This window comes from Candidatus Paceibacterota bacterium, assembly GCA_035438625.1.
Lineage (GTDB): Bacteria > Patescibacteriota > Minisyncoccia > Phycocordibacterales > DAORIS01 > DAORIS01.
The window spans coordinates 89,833-108,719 of record DAORIS010000001.1 but is presented as its reverse complement, the minus strand read 5'-3'; the positions used below and the strand labels follow the sequence as shown (position 1 = coordinate 108,719).

Genomic DNA, 18,887 nt, shown 5'->3' with positions numbered 1-18,887 from the left:
CATGCAGAAATTATTCCGGAAAATACGCGAATTTCTCTCTAACGATGTAGGAATAGACTTGGGAACGGCAAATACGCTGGTATATCTTCGTGGCCATGGAATTGTGGTAAATGAGCCTTCAGTTGTTGCTTTAAACCAACGAACTAACACGGTCGTGGCTGTTGGTCAGGCAGCAAAAAACATGCTCGGAAGGACACCGCAACACATTGTCGCAGTGCGTCCTATTGTTGATGGTGTTATCTCAGACTTTGAAGTTACCGAAGAAATGCTTCGGTATTTAATTAGACGTGCCCAAGCTGAACATAAGAAGTTACTCGGTCCTCGTATTGTGGTTGGAGTTCCATCGGGAATAACAAACGTTGAAACTCGTGCCGTACGTGATGCTGCAATGAATGCAGGAGCGCGCGAAGTATTTATTGTTGAAGAACCAATGGCAGCAGCAATTGGAATCAGGCTTCCAGTCCATGAGCCAGTTGGTAGCATGATTATTGACATCGGAGGTGGAACAACCGACATTGCCGTCATCTCACTTGGTGGAATTGTGAAGTCTCGGAACGCGCGAATCGCAGGAGATCGATTCAATTCAGACATTATTGCGTATGTAAGAAACGAGTTTAAGATTTTAATCGGAGAAAAGACTGCGGAAGAAGCAAAGATTTTAATTGGTTCAGTCATTCCTGGAGCAGAACCTCGGGAAACTAAAATCAAAGGACGTGACCTCATTACAGGACTACCTCGTGAAGTGACAGTCTCTGACGCAGATATTCGTGAGGCAATTGGTCAGTCGATCGACGCCTTAATTGAATCAATCAAAGAAATTCTTGAAACAACTCCTCCAGAAGTGTTGGCTGATGTAATGAGAGACGGTGTATTTTTAACTGGCGGTGGAGCACTCATTAGAGGTCTCGACATGTTGCTTTCTGAATATCTAAAAATTCCTGTACACATTGCAGACGAGCCTCTTACTGCAGTTGCGCGTGGAACAGGTATAATTCTAGAAAACATAGATATATATCGTGAAGTACTCATACAGGATGCAAACGAGCTTCCGCCGACAAGATAGGCGACTCCGGTCAATGCAAATGGCTGCACTTGGTGTGCTTGCTGCATTTTGTTTGGCACTTATCGTATTTCAAGGTCTTGCACATACACTTCTTGCGTACGCAACGTATCCAATAGTTGTAAGTAGAGACTATGTTTTTCGAACGGTAAATCCGTTTGTATCAGAATGGATAGGGAATAGGGCTGTACAGGATGAAAATGCCCGCCTACGGGCCGAATATGCTGCGCTCGCATCAAGTACGGAAACGTTTCGATTGTCGATGCAGGAGCAAATTAGAGGCTTACAGGAGCCAGAGGAGGTACAAATAACCGCATCGAGTACGTTATTTGATGCTCCGCCAACCGTCGCCTCATCATCTGTTCCGACATATGAAGCTCCAACGTTTGAAGTGTCAAGAAAACAATACGCCCCCATGAAAAAGATTGGTCGTGTACTTTCAAAACCACCATTTTCTCCATTTGATACTATCGTTGCACTTATTGATTCTGGTATAGAAAACTCTGTGCTTTCTCAAGGAAAAGAAATATATGTGGTGACAGCGGGAGGTGCACCAGTTTCAATCGGTACAATTACATCTCTTTCTGGAAAGACGGTAACAGTAGATTTATTTTCAAAACCAAACACGACGTTTCCGGTAACATTTGGAACAAGTACGGTTTCACATGTTGCGTTTGGAAAAGGTGGGGGTATGTTTCAAACTGAAATCCCTAAGGGGTTACTTGTAACTGAAGGACTTGAAGTGTTCGCTGCAACACATCCGACAGAAGTTTTTTCACACATAAATCATATTGATGGTTCGGATGTTGATCCATTGGTCACAGTTACATTTATGCTTCCTGTTTCATTATTTGAATTGAAGGATATATATGTTGCCGAGTGATGAACGAAATAGTTCTTGGATATACAGGGCACTTGGATTGGTCCTGATTCTTATTCTTGCTCCAATACACTACTTATTGGCTGGGCTAGTAGCGCTTATTTATATGTTTATATTTACCGCATACGCTGAGGCGGTTGCAGCACTTACTCTTGCTGCGCTCATATACGGAGCGCCAGTGTTTACGCAGATTCAAATTGCTGTCGTAGGTTTCATTCTTCTCCTCGTTATTGAACGGATTAAGCAGAAATTGATAGTATACAGTTAAATGAATCAACACCTCGATCCAGATGCAATATTTCTTGATGCGCATAATCTGGCCGGCCTAGATACACACCAATTTGAAGGACGGATGGAACGATCACTCTCGCGCCCAACGATTATTGGAGTCGCTACAATCTTGTTTTTGATGATTGGAGCGTTTTTGTATCGGTCTGCATCGCTACAAATCGTTCAAGGCAGTGATTTATTTGAACGAAGTGAAAAGAACCGACTTGAGCGTTCAATTGTATTTGCCGAGCGAGGTGTGATTTTTGATAGGAATGGTGTGCCGCTTGCGTGGAATGAACGAGTGGATGGAGATTTTTCACGCCGAATGTACTCAACTGTTCCAGGTATTTCACATTTAACAGGGTACGTTAAATATCCTGGAAAAGATTCGAGCGGTAACTATTACTCACATGATTTTGATGCACGTGAAGGTGCTGAATTGTTGTTTGATGAAGAATTAAAAGGTGAAAATGGAGTGAAGTTGCGTGAGACAGATGTTTCAGGTGGACTTCTGGGAGAAAGTACGGTTGATGAGCCCGACCATGGTGATTCAGTTTATTTATCAGTCGACTCGCGTTTGCAAAAAATACTTACCGATACATTACAAAAAGCGGTCGAAGAAAGAGATTTCCATGGTGGAGCAGGAATGCTTATGGACATCGAAACAGGAGAAGTGATCACACATGTGTCGTATCCTGAATTTTCTTCAGATGTGATGACAAATGGAACTTCCGCTTCAATCGCTGCACAACTATCTGATCCTCGAAATGTATTCCTTGATCGAGCATCGGTTGGCCTTTTTGCTCCTGGATCTATTATCAAACCATTTATTGCACTCGGTGCGTTAAACGAAAATTTAATCTCACCAGAGAAAAGTATCCTTTCAACAGGAGCTATTAGTATTCCCAATCCATACTTTCCTGATAAACCATCAGTTTTTAGAGACTGGAAAGCCCACGGGTATGTAGACATGCGTCGAGCGATCGCAGTCTCCTCTGACGTGTATTTTTACGCCATTGGCGGGGGATATGAAGACCAGAAGGGATTAGGTATTGTTCGGATTGATGAGTACATGCAGCAATTTGGATTTGGAAAGCCGCTTGTTTCACCATTTTTCAGTTCCCAAAGTGGTGTCATTCCAACTCCTGAGTGGAAACTGAAGACATTTGACGGTGACCCGTGGAGACTCGGAGATACGTATCACACGGCAATTGGTCAGTTCGGCACACTCATAACACCAGCTCAAGCGGTACGGGCGATTTCAGGTATTGCAACCGGTGACCGTCTTGTTGAGCCAACCATTATAAAAGGAGATATAGACACATATGCAAAATCTATGATGATCACGTTTTCCCCAGAAGACTTAAATGTTGTTCGTGAAGGGATGCATTTAGCAGTTGAAGAGGGAACAATGATCGCTCTAAACGGTCTTCCGTTTGAAGCCGCAGGAAAATCAGGGACAGCTGAAGTGGGTGCTAATAAAGAATATGTGAATTCTTGGGCAATTGGGTACTATCCTTACGAAAAACCAAAATATGCTTTTGTTTTGCTTATGGAAAAAGGGCCACGTGAAAACACACTTGGAGCGCCGTGGCTAGTTAGGCAATTCATTGATGCTGCTATGATTCAGGCGCCTGAGTATTTCCAGTTTGACTAACTTTAATTCTTATATATAGTTAACGCTCATGAACACTGACACTCACTATTTAACCTCAGAGAAATTCGACGAGTTGACCCGCGAACTCGAAGAATTACGCACGGTTAGGCGTAAGGAAGTTGCCGAAGAACTTGAATATTCAAAGTCACTTGGTGACCTCTCTGAAAACGCTGAATACCACCAGGCACGTGAGTCACAGATGAATCTCGAAGAGAGAATCAGCAAACTTGAGATACTTCTTAAGCATGCAACAATTATCGCTGAGGGACATAAGCCAACTACGGATATTGTTTCTATTGGAAACAAGGTGACAGTTACAAAAGAAGGTGATGGAACACAACAGGCGTACATAATTGTTGGGTCTGAAGAGGCGGACATCTCACAAAACAAACTATCTATCGATTCTCCGCTTGCAGCTGCTATGATTGGGAAGAAGAAAGGTGAAACCTTTTCTGTACGAATGCCTAAAGGCGAAATGGTTTATAAGATTACTCGAATAGATTAAATGGCATCAGCCGAAGAGATCAAGGATGTACGCATCCAAAAGATACAGCTTTTAAAAGAAGCTGGTCGTTTGGCGTACCCAGCACGCTCAAGTCGTACACATACAATTAGCTCACTTATTGAAACAGCGGTAGCTATTGAGGAAGCAAAGACACAAGTAACTATTTCGGGACGCTTGATGTCACTTCGGCCACAAGGCGCACTTGCGTTTGGTAACTTATTTGACGGCACAGGAAAGTTTCAAGTACTTCTAAAGAAGAACGAACCCCTCGATGAGAAACTATTTGCGCTTTTTGTAGAGACTGTTGATGTTGGTGATTTTATTGAGTGCACAGGAACCGTGTTTACAACAAACCGAGGTGAGAAAACTGTTCTTGTCGAAAGCTGGAACATGCTCACCAAATCACTTCTTCCACTTCCTGATAAATGGCACGGACTACAGGATCCTGAAGAGAAGCTTCGAAAGCGATACCTCGATATTTTATTTGACCCAAACGCACAAGAAATAATTAGAACAAAGTCTCGCTTCTGGAACGCTGCCCGAAACTTTCTCCTAGAGCGAGGTTTTATTGAAGTTGATACGCCAACACTTGAAGTGACAACGGGAGGGGCAGAAGCCAACCCATTCCGAACACACCACGATGATTTTGATATGGATATGTTTCTACGTATCTCTGTAGGAGAACTATGGCAGAAGAGACTTCTTGCGGGTGGTATTCCACGTACCTTTGAAATTGGACGGGCGTACAGAAATGAAGGAACTAGCCCAGAGCACGCACAAGAGTTCACCAACCTTGAATTTTATTCCTCATACATGGAATACGAAGAGGGAATGAAGTTTACAGAAGAACTTTTAAAACACGCTATCAAGACTGCGTTTGGAAAAGATACATTTGATATCAAAGGATTTCAGGGAATCGAAATCGCAGGAGAGTGGAAGAAAATTGATTACACAGATACAGTTAAAGACATGACTGGTGTTGATGTTCTAGAGGCAACTGAAGAAGAAATGCAGAAGCGATTAGATGAGCTCGGAGTGGAGTATGAAGGAAAAAACCGCGAACGACTCACTGATACATTATGGAAATATTGTCGTAAGCAAATTGCAGGTCCAGTGTGGCTCATTAATCATCCAAAGCTTGTCTCACCACTTGCAAAAGAATTGCCGTCTGACCCACGTAAAGTGCAACGCGCACAACTTATCCTCGCGGGATCTGAAGCAAACAATGGATTTTCAGAATTAAATGATCCAATTGATCAGCGAGAACGATTTGAAGCACAACGTGCACTCCTTGAAGCGGGTGATACTGAAGCGATGATGCCTGACTGGGAATTTGTTGAAATGCTCGAGCATGGAATGCCACCAGCCTTTGGAATGGGCTTTGGTGAGAGACTCATTGCGCTCCTTTTAGGTATTACACTTCGTGAACTCCAGACGTTCCCATTGGTGAAGCCAAAGCAAGAAGAGAAATAACACTTGACCTATTTGTTTTATGGTATACCCTTAGCCCAGTTCTTCTTTCGAAGGGAGTATCTAGTGTTGATTATGTTAGCTGTGCCTGGCACTTTCGGGATCCGTGATGTGATTTTCATTGTGGTGGGTGCTGTTTGTTACGTTATTCAAGATAAGTTCGGACTGTGTCCTCAATGCAAGAAATATTCGGTTGTGCGAACTCAGGAGTTGGCAGATAACCGCGTAGACTTTGAGTGGGTGCACACGTGTCGGAATTGTTCATTTAAGTGGAGAAAATACTAGTGACTCATTTTATTTCTTTATGGCGCTCAAACGTGGGCGCTATTTTTTTGACAAAAAAAGCGGTATATGGCATTGTGTTATTCGGCGTTCACTATTGTTCTTATTGTTTTACGTGGAGGGTTCCATGCTTGCTGCAGCAAATTCCGACACGGCAATCATTGCTTCTTTTTCGGTTGTGATATTCGTTATGCTTATGTGCGCAACACTGTTTTTGTTTGTGTTTCGGCGACGATGTCCTCAATGCAGACACAACTCCCTTGTCACTCAAAGTTTGATACTCTTGGACAGTGATCAATCTGAAGAAATGAAGCGTTGTGTACATCCTGGTTGTGGATACACAAAAATCTACGCCAGGCCACCGCTCTCATAGCAAACTTCATTCGTATGGCCGCCACTTTCCGTGGCGGCTTTTCTTTTGTAAAAATCCGTGTCCTATATGGGTTTTTTGGGGATAAGTGGAATGCGAATGTAATACGTTGCACTATAATGGTAAGAAGTGGTATAACGTGGGAAACAACAAAACATGCTCATAGGCGAATATACTCATTCTGCAGACGAAAAAAACCGGGTATCGTTGCCTATGAAATTTCGCTCAGAAGTAGGGAAGAAGGTTGTTATTTCTCACGGGCTTGATAACTGCTTGTTCTTATATTCCGTTAAGGAATGGAAGAAGATCGCTGAAAAACTCGGAGGAATGGGAATCGGTCAGTCAGATATGCGAAGTTTTAACCGATTCATGCTCGCCGGTGCAGCAGAAGTCGATGTGGACGCCCTTGGTCGAATCCTCATTCCAGAATTCTTGCGACAGTTCGCAGGATTATCTGGAAAGATGGTGTTTGCCGGAGTTCATAATCGAGTTGAGATCTGGAATCCTGAACGATGGATGGAATATAAGAGTGCTGTCATTTCAAAGGCTGATGCCTTGGCTGAAAAGCTAGGTGAAGTCGGAGCAATATAACGCACAAAGCAAATATCTATGCACATACCAGTTCTTTTAGAAGAAACAATCCAAAGTCTAGGACTTGAACGCTTTGCAAAGGGTGTTGTCATTGACGGAACGGTAAATAACGCAGGACATGCAATCGAAATCCTTGAGCGGTATCCAAAATTACATCTCATCGGATTTGATCTTGATCGTGGAGCGATGGAGAGGGCAACACATGCACTAGAACGCTTCAAGGATCGAGCGAAGGTGTATCACGCGTCATATGAGCGAATGAAAGAGTTTGTTACACCTGGATCAACTGTGGTCGGTGTACTCTTCGATTTCGGACTAAGCTCAGACCAGTTACAAGGTTCAGAGCGAGGGTTTACATTCGCCGAAGACGAACCACTCGACATGCGTTTTGACACAACCAGTGGAAACTATCCAGTAACTGCAGCTGATGTCGTTAACGAATGGGGAGAAGATACACTTGTTGCGATCCTCACAGGCTTTGGAGAAGAGAAGTATGCAAAGCGAATTGCTCGAGCAATTGTATCGGCACGGGAAGAAGGGCGAATCAATAGCACTGCAACGCTTGTAGACATCATCAAAGGAGTAGTTCCAGCAATATATCGACATGGTCGCATTCACCCTGCTACACGAACGTTTCAAGCGCTACGCATTGCAGTTAATAGGGAACTTGATGCAGTTGCGAAGGGGCTACACGTGGCGTGGGACGTACTCAGTTCTGAAGGGAGAATCGCTGCAATCTCGTTTCATAGTTTAGAAGACAGAATTGTAAAGAGATATTTTAGAGAGCTTTCGGACGCACAATCAGGAAAGCTGCTTACAAAGCGTCCGATTGAAGGAGGAGAGAAAGAGGTACAGGAAAACCCACGATCTCGAAGTGCCAAACTTCGCATCGTAGAAAAAACACATTAGCAGTAACTTTTAAAATAAATGAACTATACTCGCAAAATCAGGAAAACGTATGCAGTACTTGCATGTAAGATTGCAATTTCAGTACTCGTAGCTTCAGTGATTTCATACGGTTTCCTGGTGGTGGGAGTAGTTAAAGTAGCTGCAAGCAAGCAGCATTTCTCAGAAAAGCAGGCAGAAGTTTCTGCAGAAATTAATATGCTCGAACAAGACTTTATTGCTATTAAGTCAGGTGTTTCAATTGAAGACCCTTCAACATATACACTCTCTGACCTCTCAGAGAACAGAAGTATTATCGATGTTCACTCATTGGGTATAGCGCTAGGCAACCGGTAGGTCGTATACTTATCGCACGATGAAGGGCAGCAAGGATGAATTTCGTTGGAGAGTAAGGCTAATTGCCTTTGGCTTTCTCTTATTTTCAGGTGTACTTATTGCACGTTTGTATTCGTTACAAATTGTAAACGCAGAAGCGTTTCGAGAGCGTGCTGATAGGCAGTACACAAATCCTGATCAAAAGATTTTCGATCGCGGTTCAATTTATTTCACTACTAAAGATGGTGAAAAATTTTCTGCTGCAGCTCTTCAAACCGGATACACGCTCGCCATTAACCCAGGTCTTATTACTGATGAAGAGGGAACGTATGACAAGTTAAATGCAATCTACCCACTTGATCGAGAGATATTCATGAAGAAGGCGGATAAAAAAGAAGATCCGTATGAAGAAATTGGTAAACGAATCACTAAAGAAGCTGGGGCAGAGCTTGAAGCACTTAATCTTCCTGGGGTTCGCTTGTTTACCGAGCGATGGAGGACATACCCAGGAAACACCCTTGCATCACACGCCTTGGGATTTTTGGGATACGACGGGGATGATTTTGGTGGACGATACGGCTTGGAGCGACAATTTGAAGACATACTCGGGCGCGGCACAAAGAATGTGTACTCAAACTTCTTTGCAGAAGTATTTTCAAATATTAATAAAAAAATCACATACTCATCAGGTGGTGAAGGTGATGTTGTTTCAACTATCGAACCAAACGTTCAATTGCTGTTTGAACGAGAACTTGAAGGAGTACAAGAAAAATATAATGCAAAATTAACGGGAGGAATCATTATTAATCCACAAAACGGGGAAATATACGCAATGGGAGCCGTTCCTAATTTCGATCCAAACACATTCCAAACTGTCGATGATGCTGCAGTATTTACCAATCCAAACGTACAAAATGTGTACGAAATGGGATCGATTATTAAGCCACTTACTGTTGCAGCAGGACTTGATGCTGGGGTCATTGAACCAACCTCAACATATTTTGATGCCGGATCACTTACCTTAAACGGACGAACTATTTATAACTACGACAAACGTGCTCGCGGAGAAGTTTCAATGCAAGAAGTTCTAAACCAGTCTCTCAACACTGGTGTGTCGTATATCGCAACAAAACTCGGCAACAAGCGTTTTGCAGATTATTTCTTTGCGCTTGGGCTTGATAGCTACTCTGGAATTGATCTTCCACACGAAGGAAGAAACTTGGCACAGAACCTTCGAACTCGTGAAGATGTTAACTATGCAACAGCGTCATTCGGACAAGGTATTGCCGTTACACCAGTTTCTCTTGTCCGAGCACTTTCTGCGCTTGGAAATGGTGGAGAACTAATCACACCGCATGTTGTGAAGCGAATTGAATACACATCAGGCACGACAAAAACTCCAACGTATACAGAAAAGCAACGAGTATTTTCTGCTGAAACGTCTCGTAAAATCTCTTCTATGTTGACGACGGTGGTGGATAAAGCATTGTTGGGTGGAGAAGTGGTAATCCCGGGGTATAGCATTGCTGCAAAGACCGGAACAGCTCAAATTGCCAAGCCAGGAGGAGGATACTATGACGACCGATATCTCCACTCATTCTTTGGATATTTCCCAGCGTATGACCCTAAATTCCTCGTATTCATGTATACCCTTGAGCCTCAAGGAGAAGACTATGCCTCACACACACTGTCATACCCATTCCACACCATTGCACAGTATTTGATCAATTATTACGAAATACCCCCAGATCGCTAATAGCTTTGGTATTATAGCCACATGAAAGAATACTTTAAGCGCGTTGTCACCCAGATACTATCTAAAGAGTCAGCAATTCTTCTTAAGAGAAAGAAGCCTAAGATAATTGCAGTAACCGGTAATGTTGGAAAGACATCTGCAAAAGACGCAATTTATGCGGTGATTTCAACAAAGTATCACGCACGAAAAAGCGATAAGAGTTTCAACTCAGAAATTGGAGTACCACTCACTATTTTGGGACTTCCAAATGCATGGGCAAATCCTATTGGGTGGCTGTGGAATATTATCGTGGGCTTCAAGATCGCTTTCTTTTCTAATGAATATCCTGAAATCATTGTCGTTGAGGTTGGTGCAGATCATCCAGGGGATATTAAAAATATTGGTACATGGCTCACACCTGATGTGACTGTCATTACTCACATTCCTGAAATTCCCGTACACGTTGAATTCTTTCCAGACGCTGCGTCACTTGCAGCTGAGAAAATTGAACTTGCAAAAGCACTTAAATCTGGCGGAACCCTCATTGTTGACGCGGACAGTATATTTTCAATGTCAGCAAAAGATGTAATGGCTGAAAACCAAAAGCTCATTACCTATGGAAAAAAATCAGGCGCAGATATTCAACTCCTAGGATCAAAGCCAATGTACGCAGAAAGTAGCAGTGGAAAGCAAAAAACAAAGTTTCCTATCGGTGAAGAGGCGCGCTTTGTAGCCGGAGGTGGAATGGGAACCGAGTACACACTGACACTCCCAGGAACAATCGGAACACACCGATCATTTTCAGGACTTGCTGCTATTGCGGTCGCGCAGACATTTGACATTTCTCTTGTTGATGCAATAAAGGCGCTCGCTACAACAACACCCAGTCGTGGACGTATGCGTCTTATCGATGGCATTAAAGATTCTGTAATTATCGATGACACATATAACTCATCACCGATTGCTGTCCAAGAAGCGCTACAAGCTTTGAAATCAGTCCATGCAGAAGGAAAGAAGATTGTTGTGCTTGGTGACATGATGGAGCTCGGTGCGCACTCGCCCGGAGCTCACTATGCAGTTGGTGAAAAAGTTGCACGTGCTGCACATGTACTTGTTACGGTTGGAATTAGAGCGCGAGAAATTGCACGAGGAGCACTTGAGCACGGAATGGCAGAGACACACATTTTTCAGTATGAAGATTCTAAGAAAGCGGGGAAGTTTGTAGAAACTATCATTGAAGCAGGTGATGTTGTACTCATAAAAGGCTCTCAAAGTATGCGTATGGAGCGAGCAGTCCTAGAAGTCATGGATCAACCAGAACAGGCGAGTGAGTTACTTGTGCGGCAAGATTCAGTCTGGAAAAGCAAGGAATAAGGCCATACATTCGGGTACTTGACAGTGGTCTAAAAAGTTATATAATATATATCAGATACAGGTGGAGTACGGTGTACCAGGGTTGGTTATCCGCTACCGGTATCGTTCTTTTTACACGAGGGACCCATGTCCTCATCAAGTTCCAAATCGCGTTGGTGTTTTGCTTCAGCAGGTAGCCACAAGCTTGCCCGCGGAAGAAACCTTCGCTTGAACGTTCGTCCGTCCACACGTACCACATGTCGAACGACAGTGGTCAAAGTCAACGGAAGGCCGTTCGTTGTCCTGCTCTAAGGACACCTTTGAACATTTCAATTTGAAGCCCACACCGAAAGGTTGTGGGCTTCTTTGTATTTAGGGTAACTCTTTCTGTTGTGACCCAAGTGGGATGGAATTGGAACCAAGTCATTTTATATTTAATGTCTTATTACGAATTAAAGTAAAACAAAACCCCATTCCTTTCGGTTTGGGGTTGTTAAGTCGCATAATTGGGATTTACAGCCGGGGAAGAAGTTGTAGCTCTTCAATTAGTTCGGGTATTTCAAGTGATCGGATATACATATCAGTTATTACCCGGTATGCTTCCTGCGGTGTGATTCCAATGTCTGACCAGCTGAACCCCCATTCCTTGCGTAGGTTTAGGGCTTTTAAAAGATCAGCCAAATTTTTCTTGGCACATGCATTTTGCACAAGACGTTTTGTCGTGAACATGATTGATTTCTGAGTTAGGTCTATCGCTTCGGCTGGAGTAATACCAAATGAAGACCAACCCTTTCCTGAAATCATGATTGCTTCTTTGAGGCTGGTGAGAATGTCCGTGCAGTCCTCCTTTTCGAAATTATTTCGTAGTTTACGGACAAGTGCCTCTGAGATCCCTGCGATGCAATCTAGGAATTTTTGTCTAACCGATGATTCAGTCTCACCAAGAAGACTTAACTTCTTCTTGTCTGGTAACAGAAATGTCCTACTGCGGTATGGATGCCACTGTGCCCATTCATCTGCTCTCAGTTGGTTAGGAATAGCTCCTTGACATACTTCAGCACACTCAGAGAGCAAGTGATGGGTTGTGGACGCATTGCACATCTCTTGAAGATGGAACTTTAACTCCATCCCTTGAGCCTCTTCTTCTGTGAAGCAGATCTTTAGATGTGCGGCTGTCCTTTGTAGATTGCTGTAAAGATGGAGTGCATCTTTACAGACGTTGCCATTTTTTCGTGCCTCTTCAATTGTGGAGATGTCGCTCCGCTCTTTCTCCTCTGTGTAAGCATAGCGCATTAGTCCAATACCAGGACATGACGTTTCAATTGTTGGTCTGGTAGATGTTAAAGGTGCTATTTGCTTTTTCCGCATGATGTATCCTTTCGTGCAAAATGTAGCTTTCGATCCATTTTAAAAATAACACTAATCTTTAATAATGTCAATATATGTGACGCTACGGGGAATCGAACCCCGATTTAGGGCTTGAGAAGCCCTCGTCCTAACCGTTAGACGATAGCGCCGGACATTGCCATTCTAATCGAAAACGGCGATTTATCAATATGCTAGACTTTGCGCATGAGAAAAATTCTTCATATTTCAGTATTCTCACTAATATTTTTATTAGCACCCTTCCTCACTTCTGGTGTCGTAAACGCAGGTGATGCTGTTCTGGTCCAAGACTCTTTTGAGCACCGTAAAGGGGAAGTGGTACGGATTCTTGAAGAACGAACTGAAACCATTGCTGATACTCCTGTAACTGCAAGAATTCAAACTATTGAAGTGAGGTTGTTAGATGGAGAGAATGTTGGAAAAGTAATTACGTTTGAAAACGATCGCTTAATTGTAGAAGTTGGACAGAAAATATATCTCACACATACGATAAGTCAGTTTGAAGGAAATGAATACTGGTCTATCGCTGAACCGTATCGTCTGCCATGGCTTGTATTCTTTACAGTTCTCTTTATAGCAGCAGTACTCTTTTTTGGCGGAATGCAAGGGTTACGAGGACTGATCACACTTGCTGGAAGCTTGCTCTTGATTGTGTACGTGTTGTTCCCAGGAGTACTTGCTGGATATTCACCTGTGTTGGTGAGTGTAGCCGTCTCAGCAATTATTATCATCGTCGGATCATATGTGACACATGGGATAAGTAAGATGACAACATCAGCAGTGTTAGGAATGGTGCTTACGGTCGTTGCTGTTGGGTTTCTCACTGCGTTTAGCGTAGATGTTACTTCGCTTTCAGGATTTGATTCTGATGAAGCGGTGTATCTAAACTTTAATACCGGAGGCATTATTGATTTCCAAGGGCTACTTCTTGGTGGAATATTGATTGGTCTCCTTGGAGCTCTCTATGATGTTGCAATTGGACAGTCTCTTGCTGTTGAAGAGTTGCATCGAATTGGTCCTCACGTTCCACGTAACGTAATTTATGCGCGAGCAATACGTATGGGACGAGAACACATTGGTGCGCTCGTTAACACACTCGCCATTGCGTATGCCGGTGCGTCGCTTCCGCTATTGTTACTCATCTCAACTTCAGAGTCGTCCCTCGGATTTACACTTAACAGGGAAGTATTTGCAACGGAAGTAGTACGAACAATGCTAGGCGGTATTGGTCTTGTGCTTGCTGTACCACTTACAACGCTTATCGCTGTGTGGCTACTCATTAAAATGCCAGTAGGACCAAAAAATTCAGAGACGGTAAAGAAAGAAATCGCGTCAGTTGAAGCTGCTTCTGAACAACATTCGCATGTGCATGCACACGGAGGACACGCACACTAGTAGTTGACAATTAAAACTGATATAGTATAATAAAATTTGTAAGTTTCTCGAGAGGTTATCCCGGTTTTGGCAAGGTATCGGCCGGTACCAAGCTGAGATGTCATTGGGCACACTCCTTTACCTTTTCGAGTGAGGTGCGTTCCATTAATAATGAAGGTTCAGGGACGTACTGATATTAAGAAAGAAGGATAGAGATAACCCTGCAGCCAACGATTGCTGCGAATCTCTAAATAAAACAAGGGTTGTTTCCCCGGCGCATGTGGCCGGGTTTTTTATTGCAAGATTTTTTATGCAAGCAGTTGGTCTACGACAGATTTCACGTCGTCTCCTCGAGCTTTTCCTTTTAGCTCTTTCATGAGCATTCCTGTAAATTGCCCTGCCTTTGATTTATCAGTAATTCCGAGTTCTGCTTTCTTTGCTTCTGCAACAACACGAATCTCATCTTGAGACATCATCTCAGGGAGGTATGTTTCGATAATATCGAGTTCTGCTTTTTCCGTATCAGCAAGTTCTGGTCGTCCACCGTCGATAAACTGTTGTATTGAGTCTTTTCTTTGTTTTGCTGCACGTTCGATAACACGAAGTGCATCTTCATCAGGAAGGGGAGTCTGAGGAGTTAATCCTTTTGCTACAAGCTCGTTTGTAAATGCACTCATGAGACCGCGGATAACTCCGGTTCGTACGGCGTCTTTTGCTCGCATTGCCTCAATAAGTTGTGATTTGATAGTTGCTTGGATGTTTTGCATTGTCATGGAGGGGAGTATAGCACGATGGTTTCGGGTATAATGCGTGCATGTCACCAACTATTCTTATCGGTATTTTCATCGCAGTTATTGCTTTTTTAGCGCTTAATGCGGGTGCTATATTTTTTATCTACAAAACAATCAAGTCTTCAAAGAAAGAAGATGAAGATACAGGTGCCCCAATGGTGCAAATTGTCCTCCAAGAGATGGGTGAGATGCGTAAAGTTCTCAATAGCCAAATGGGTGATTTCCAGCGCACAATGGACACAAAAATCAGTGAATCTTCAAAGGTGGTGCGTGACTCCGTAACGTTCCAGTTTGGTGAGTCACAGAAACTGATTAAGGATATTACAAAAGAACTCACTGAGGTGAAGGAAGGAAATAAACGGGTAAGTGATGTGGCAACCGAACTTCGGGTTCTTCAAGATGTACTTAAAAACCCAAAGCAACGTGGTGTTCTTGGCGAATATTTCCTTGAGAATGTTCTTAAGAACGTTCTTCCACCGGGCTCATATCAAATGCAGTATAAATTTAAGAATGGTGAAATTGTCGATGCGGCTGTAATCATTCAAGAAAAAATTATTCCAATTGATTCCAAATTTTCTCTTGAAAACTATAATCGTGCTATCGGTGAGCATGACCCAGTTGAAAAGGAACGACTTGAGAAGATGTTCAAAAGTGATCTTAAGATGCGAATCGATGAAACATCAAAGTATATTCGACCGGACGAAAATACCATGGACTTTGCGTTCATGTTCATCCCTTCAGAAGGTATCTATTACGACCTCCTTATTAACAAGGTTGGATCACTAAAGATTAATACCGAAGACCTCATTAACTATGCTTTTAGAGAGAAGCGCGTCATCATTGTTTCTCCAACATCGTTTCTTGCATACCTCCAGACCGTCATGCAGGGCTTGAAGGCGCTTAAGATTGAAGAATCTGCAAAGCAGATTGCAATCCATGTGGGGGAACTCGCAAAGCACCTCAAAGCCTTTGAGCAGTACCACGAGAAGCTTGGTAACTCCCTTGGTACTGTTGTGAATCATTACACATCTTCAGCCAAGGAATTTAAAAAAATTGATAAAGATGTAATGAGGATTACTGGTGATAAATACGAACTTGCTGCTGCACTACCCTTGATTGATAAGCCAATTGAGTTCGACGGAGAGGAATAGTCGGTTAATATCTGTAATAGTTGCCAAAAAGCCCTATATACGGTACTATAGACGCCTATGAAAAGCGCAATTATTAAGACCGGTGGCAAGCAGTATCTTGTTGCTGAAGGCGACTCTCTTAAGATAGAGAAGCTTGCTGATGAGCAAAAAGAAGGCGACAAGATTGTCTTCGGTGAAGTCCTCCTTTCAACTGAAGGTGACAATTCAAAAATTGGTACTCCAACAGTTTCAGGTGCTGAAGTTCATGCAACTGTAGAAAAGATTGGACGACACCCAAAGATTTTGGTTGTTAAATATAAGCAAAAGAGCCGATACATGAAGCGTAACGGTCACCGTCAACTATTCGTACAGGTAAAGATCGATAAGATCGCCTAATCAATACAAAATCCCGCCTAGAGGCGGGATTTTGTATTATATAGAAATGTGGTGTAGTTTAAGTCTTAGAACTTTTTCTTTATCTCAAAGTCGAGGTGTTACATGAGCAGGAATGAGTCATGCTTCATGTTGGTATTTGGAATTATTATTGTTGTAGTTGGGTTGTGGTTGATTATCCCGGCTACATTCATGAATTTCTTACGGGGTAAGAAAATTAACTTTACCGATGCCTTCACTGGGCTTTTTCTCGAAGTCATCGGTGTGCTGTTCTTGTTTCTTGGGTTGGTTGTGTATGTTCAAACCAATGATGCGTAATGGTTCCAATGAGATACATTATGCCACGCGAGTCTCGTGTGGCATTTTTTATTCCGCGGGATTTCTTCCTTTGAAAGCTGCAGCAAATGTCCCTTCATCAATATATTCAATTTCAGTACCAGTGGACATTCCTCGTCCAAGGACAGTTATTGGAACTGAGACTAGTGTCTGTTCTTGTGAGTTTCGGATACGTTCTGCAATAACATGCGAGGTGTGTTGTCCATCAGCTGTTGCTGAAAATGAAATGACAATTTCTTTTAGTAGAACATTATTATTTCTTGAAAGGAAATTCAAAAGGGTATTGATACGATTCTCTGCAGAAGTTTCTTGAAATGAAGTAGGGGAGAGGGGAACGAGTGGGCCAAACACGTAATAGACGCCTCTATATGCCCCGGTGCGCTCAATTGCCTCAAGATCAAGTGAGGTGCTGACAATCATCCTTGTTGAAGTATCACGCGTTGAATCAGAGCAAATTGAGCACGCTCCATCACTGTGTAGATCAGCTTTAAGAGTCTGTCTTCGGCAGAGAGTGCATTCTGCTGTGGTGTCAGAAAGTCTCTCTAATTCTCGTATAAAACGACCACGGAAGTCAGAGCCTTGCTGAGCAATACTAAAGACAATCCTTCGTGCTTGTCGTGGGCCAATACCAGGAAGCCTCGCAATGATTTCCTGCAGTGAGTCGATGGCGTTCATAGAAATGAATTAGAAATCGTCGCCTCCGCTAATTGCAGCGCCGAATGTCTTATCAATAGAAAGGAAGGATGACTTCTTGTCATCGAAGAATAGTTCCACTTTTCCAGTTGGACCGTTACGGTGTTTTTCGATGAGAATTTCAGCAATGTTTGGCTTTTGAGAGTCTTCCTTTGTCTTATCTTCTCGGTGGATGAACATAACTACATCGGCGTCCTGTTCAATAGAACCTGAGTCTCGAAGGTCAGAAAGACGAGGGCGACCACCACGTTGTTCAACGGCACGAGAAAGCTGTGACAGTGCAATAACCGGCACATCCATTTCACGGGCGAGTTGCTTTAGGGATCGTGAGATTTCCGTCACTTGTTGTACGACGTTGTCCTTACTGCTTGTTGTAGATGGCGCCATCAGCTGCAAGTAGTCTACGATGATAAGTCCAAGACCTTTTTCAGCCTTAAGGCGTCGCGCAGTGCTTCTCATACGAAGGATGCTTGCTGCGGGTTGGTCGTCAATATAAATCGGTGCAGCAGACAAAGTCTCGAGTGAGTCCCTGATACGCTCAAAATCTTCATCATTCGTTAGTTTTCCAGTACGAAGTTTCCATGCATCAACTCGTGACTCAGCTGCGAGCATTCTATCTACAAGCTGCTGTGCGCTCATTTCAAGTGAGAAGATTGCTGTGTGAACTCCATGTCTGATTGCAGCGTTGCGCGCCATATCAAGTACGAGCGAGGTTTTTCCCACTGATGGGCGAGCAGCAAGGATAATGAGGTCGGACTTCTGGAAGCCGGACAGTTTTGCGTCGAGCTCAGCAAACCCAGATGGTACCCCGCGGAGTTCGTCGGTATTTTGGTGTAGGCGATCAATACGCTCAAGCGCCCCAGAGAGTGCGTCTTTGATTGATGTAGCAGTAAACTTTGAACCTTTGTGAGAAATATCAAAGATTTTCTTTTCTGCAATATCGAGCGCTTGGTCGATTTCGTGTCCTTCGTCAAAGCCAATAGAAGAAATTTCTTCGGATGCGCGAATGAGTTCACGCATGATGTGTTTCTTCTTTACGAGCTCAGCGTAATATTGAACGTTTGCTGCAGAAGGAACGCAGTTCACAAGTTCTGTTAAATAACTTGCTCCGCCAATTTTTTCAAGGTCACCAGATTCTTTGATGTGAGAAGAAACTGAAAGGATGTCAATCGGTGCGCGCTTTGTTAACAGGAAAAGATAGCAGCTCCAAATAATTCCATGTTTTTCTGCGTAGAAACATTCTGCTGCAATGCTATCCATAACTTCGTACATTGCTTCCGCACGAAGCATCACTGAGCCAAGAAGTGCCATCTCAGCTTCAAGACTCTGAGGTGGAATTCGCAAAGATGGTAATCGAGTTGGTTGTTGAGATCTGACTGCCATATGCAGT

19 protein-coding genes and 1 tRNA gene are annotated in these 18,887 nt (G+C 43.2%); 15 read left to right on the top strand and 5 right to left on the bottom strand.

All coding sequences use genetic code 11. From position 1 onward, the window contains the following. The first annotated feature begins 1 nt into the window (after position 1). The 11 genes from PLF31_00585 (at position 2) to murF (ending at position 11,415) form a co-directional block, all read left to right on the top strand. Positions 2-1,063 carry a rod shape-determining protein gene (locus PLF31_00585; GenBank protein HRH25960.1) on the top strand — a complete coding sequence of 354 codons (1,062 nt, stop codon included), beginning with the start codon at positions 2-4 and terminating at the stop codon, positions 1,061-1,063. Further along, on the top strand, positions 1,035-1,943 hold the full coding sequence (locus PLF31_00580; GenBank protein ID HRH25959.1) for a hypothetical protein: 909 nt from the start codon (positions 1,035-1,037) through the stop codon (positions 1,941-1,943). Before PLF31_00585 ends, PLF31_00580 begins: the two co-directional genes overlap by 29 nt. Before the next feature lie 103 nt (positions 1,944-2,046). Next, positions 2,047-2,208, top strand: coding sequence for a hypothetical protein (locus tag PLF31_00575; GenBank protein HRH25958.1), 162 nt, complete (start codon positions 2,047-2,049; stop codon positions 2,206-2,208). Then, a complete protein-coding gene (locus PLF31_00570) occupies positions 2,209-3,867 on the top strand; it encodes a penicillin-binding transpeptidase domain-containing protein (protein HRH25957.1) in 1,659 nt (552 codons plus the stop codon). It abuts the gene before it with no gap. Positions 3,868-3,895: 28 nt separating this feature from the next. After that, complete coding sequence (greA, locus tag PLF31_00565; GenBank protein ID HRH25956.1) at positions 3,896-4,372, top strand: transcription elongation factor GreA; 477 nt, start codon at positions 3,896-3,898, stop codon at positions 4,370-4,372. Continuing rightward, a complete protein-coding gene (locus tag PLF31_00560; GenBank protein ID HRH25955.1) occupies positions 4,373-5,845 on the top strand; it encodes a lysine--tRNA ligase in 1,473 nt (490 codons plus the stop codon). Between the two features lie 805 nt (positions 5,846-6,650). Beyond that, positions 6,651-7,085 carry a division/cell wall cluster transcriptional repressor MraZ gene (mraZ, locus tag PLF31_00555; GenBank protein HRH25954.1) on the top strand — a complete coding sequence of 145 codons (435 nt, stop codon included), beginning with the start codon at positions 6,651-6,653 and terminating at the stop codon, positions 7,083-7,085. An 18-nt stretch (positions 7,086-7,103) separates the two neighbouring features. Further along, positions 7,104-7,994: a 16S rRNA (cytosine(1402)-N(4))-methyltransferase RsmH gene (gene rsmH, locus PLF31_00550; protein ID HRH25953.1), complete on the top strand. Its 891-nt coding sequence runs from the start codon at positions 7,104-7,106 to the stop codon at positions 7,992-7,994. An 18-nt stretch (positions 7,995-8,012) separates the two neighbouring features. Then, complete coding sequence (locus tag PLF31_00545; protein ID HRH25952.1) at positions 8,013-8,327, top strand: hypothetical protein; 315 nt, start codon at positions 8,013-8,015, stop codon at positions 8,325-8,327. A gap of 19 nt (positions 8,328-8,346) precedes the next feature. After that, positions 8,347-10,062, top strand: a complete 1,716-nt coding sequence (locus tag PLF31_00540) for a penicillin-binding protein 2 (GenBank protein ID HRH25951.1) — start codon at positions 8,347-8,349, stop codon at positions 10,060-10,062. Positions 10,063-10,083: 21 nt separating this feature from the next. After that, positions 10,084-11,415 (top strand): UDP-N-acetylmuramoyl-tripeptide--D-alanyl-D-alanine ligase, encoded by a 1,332-nt coding sequence (murF, locus tag PLF31_00535; GenBank protein HRH25950.1) that lies wholly within the window; start codon positions 10,084-10,086, stop codon positions 11,413-11,415. Positions 11,416-11,907: 492 nt separating this feature from the next. Here murF and PLF31_00530 read toward each other — a convergent pair whose 3' ends face one another. Further along, the gene (locus PLF31_00530) at positions 11,908-12,762 is read right to left on the bottom strand and encodes a hypothetical protein (protein ID HRH25949.1); all 855 of its coding nucleotides are present in this window, start codon (positions 12,760-12,762) and stop codon (positions 11,908-11,910) included. A gap of 77 nt (positions 12,763-12,839) precedes the next feature. Next, positions 12,840-12,911 (bottom strand) — tRNA-Glu (locus PLF31_00525). A gap of 55 nt (positions 12,912-12,966) precedes the next feature. Between PLF31_00525 and PLF31_00520 the strand changes: the two genes are divergently transcribed. Further along, positions 12,967-14,175 carry a YibE/F family protein gene (locus PLF31_00520; protein ID HRH25948.1) on the top strand — a complete coding sequence of 403 codons (1,209 nt, stop codon included), beginning with the start codon at positions 12,967-12,969 and terminating at the stop codon, positions 14,173-14,175. 287 nt (positions 14,176-14,462) lie between these two features. Here the strand turns inward: PLF31_00520 and PLF31_00515 are convergent, their stop codons facing one another. Then, the gene (locus PLF31_00515; protein HRH25947.1) at positions 14,463-14,927 is read right to left on the bottom strand and encodes a GatB/YqeY domain-containing protein; all 465 of its coding nucleotides are present in this window, start codon (positions 14,925-14,927) and stop codon (positions 14,463-14,465) included. A gap of 41 nt (positions 14,928-14,968) precedes the next feature. On the opposite strand from PLF31_00515, the gene PLF31_00510 reads away from it, so the two are divergent. The 3 genes from PLF31_00510 to PLF31_00500 all read left to right on the top strand — a co-directional run bounded on the left by PLF31_00510 (position 14,969) and on the right by PLF31_00500 (position 16,786). Then, positions 14,969-16,096: a DNA recombination protein RmuC gene (locus tag PLF31_00510; GenBank protein ID HRH25946.1), complete on the top strand. Its 1,128-nt coding sequence runs from the start codon at positions 14,969-14,971 to the stop codon at positions 16,094-16,096. Positions 16,097-16,153: 57 nt separating this feature from the next. Further along, positions 16,154-16,471, top strand: coding sequence for a 50S ribosomal protein L21 (gene rplU, locus PLF31_00505; protein HRH25945.1), 318 nt, complete (start codon positions 16,154-16,156; stop codon positions 16,469-16,471). A 126-nt stretch (positions 16,472-16,597) separates the two neighbouring features. Next, complete coding sequence (locus PLF31_00500; GenBank protein HRH25944.1) at positions 16,598-16,786, top strand: hypothetical protein; 189 nt, start codon at positions 16,598-16,600, stop codon at positions 16,784-16,786. A 48-nt stretch (positions 16,787-16,834) separates the two neighbouring features. On the opposite strand, the gene PLF31_00495 is transcribed toward PLF31_00500, so the two are convergent. Further along, on the bottom strand, positions 16,835-17,479 hold the full coding sequence (locus PLF31_00495) for a toprim domain-containing protein (protein HRH25943.1): 645 nt from the start codon (positions 17,477-17,479) through the stop codon (positions 16,835-16,837). A 9-nt stretch (positions 17,480-17,488) separates the two neighbouring features. Then, positions 17,489-18,880 (bottom strand): replicative DNA helicase, encoded by a 1,392-nt coding sequence (dnaB, locus tag PLF31_00490; GenBank protein HRH25942.1) that lies wholly within the window; start codon positions 18,878-18,880, stop codon positions 17,489-17,491. Positions 18,881-18,887 lie beyond the last annotated feature (7 nt).

Coding starts and splice junctions, on each gene's coding strand:
- PLF31_00585 (HRH25960.1), top strand. CDS start 2: ATGCAGAAATTATTCCGGAAAATACGCGAATTTCTCTCTAACGATGTA.
- PLF31_00580 (HRH25959.1), top strand. CDS start 1,035: ATGCAAACGAGCTTCCGCCGACAAGATAGGCGACTCCGGTCAATGCAA.
- PLF31_00575 (HRH25958.1), top strand. CDS start 2,047: ATGTTTATATTTACCGCATACGCTGAGGCGGTTGCAGCACTTACTCTT.
- PLF31_00570 (HRH25957.1), top strand. CDS start 2,209: ATGAATCAACACCTCGATCCAGATGCAATATTTCTTGATGCGCATAAT.
- greA (HRH25956.1), top strand. CDS start 3,896: ATGAACACTGACACTCACTATTTAACCTCAGAGAAATTCGACGAGTTG.
- PLF31_00560 (HRH25955.1), top strand. CDS start 4,373: ATGGCATCAGCCGAAGAGATCAAGGATGTACGCATCCAAAAGATACAG.
- mraZ (HRH25954.1), top strand. CDS start 6,651: ATGCTCATAGGCGAATATACTCATTCTGCAGACGAAAAAAACCGGGTA.
- rsmH (HRH25953.1), top strand. CDS start 7,104: ATGCACATACCAGTTCTTTTAGAAGAAACAATCCAAAGTCTAGGACTT.
- PLF31_00545 (HRH25952.1), top strand. CDS start 8,013: ATGAACTATACTCGCAAAATCAGGAAAACGTATGCAGTACTTGCATGT.
- PLF31_00540 (HRH25951.1), top strand. CDS start 8,347: ATGAAGGGCAGCAAGGATGAATTTCGTTGGAGAGTAAGGCTAATTGCC.
- murF (HRH25950.1), top strand. CDS start 10,084: ATGAAAGAATACTTTAAGCGCGTTGTCACCCAGATACTATCTAAAGAG.
- PLF31_00530 (HRH25949.1), bottom strand. CDS start 12,762: ATGCGGAAAAAGCAAATAGCACCTTTAACATCTACCAGACCAACAATT.
- PLF31_00520 (HRH25948.1), top strand. CDS start 12,967: ATGAGAAAAATTCTTCATATTTCAGTATTCTCACTAATATTTTTATTA.
- PLF31_00515 (HRH25947.1), bottom strand. CDS start 14,927: ATGACAATGCAAAACATCCAAGCAACTATCAAATCACAACTTATTGAG.
- PLF31_00510 (HRH25946.1), top strand. CDS start 14,969: ATGTCACCAACTATTCTTATCGGTATTTTCATCGCAGTTATTGCTTTT.
- rplU (HRH25945.1), top strand. CDS start 16,154: ATGAAAAGCGCAATTATTAAGACCGGTGGCAAGCAGTATCTTGTTGCT.
- PLF31_00500 (HRH25944.1), top strand. CDS start 16,598: ATGTTGGTATTTGGAATTATTATTGTTGTAGTTGGGTTGTGGTTGATT.
- PLF31_00495 (HRH25943.1), bottom strand. CDS start 17,479: ATGAACGCCATCGACTCACTGCAGGAAATCATTGCGAGGCTTCCTGGT.
- dnaB (HRH25942.1), bottom strand. CDS start 18,880: ATGGCAGTCAGATCTCAACAACCAACTCGATTACCATCTTTGCGAATT.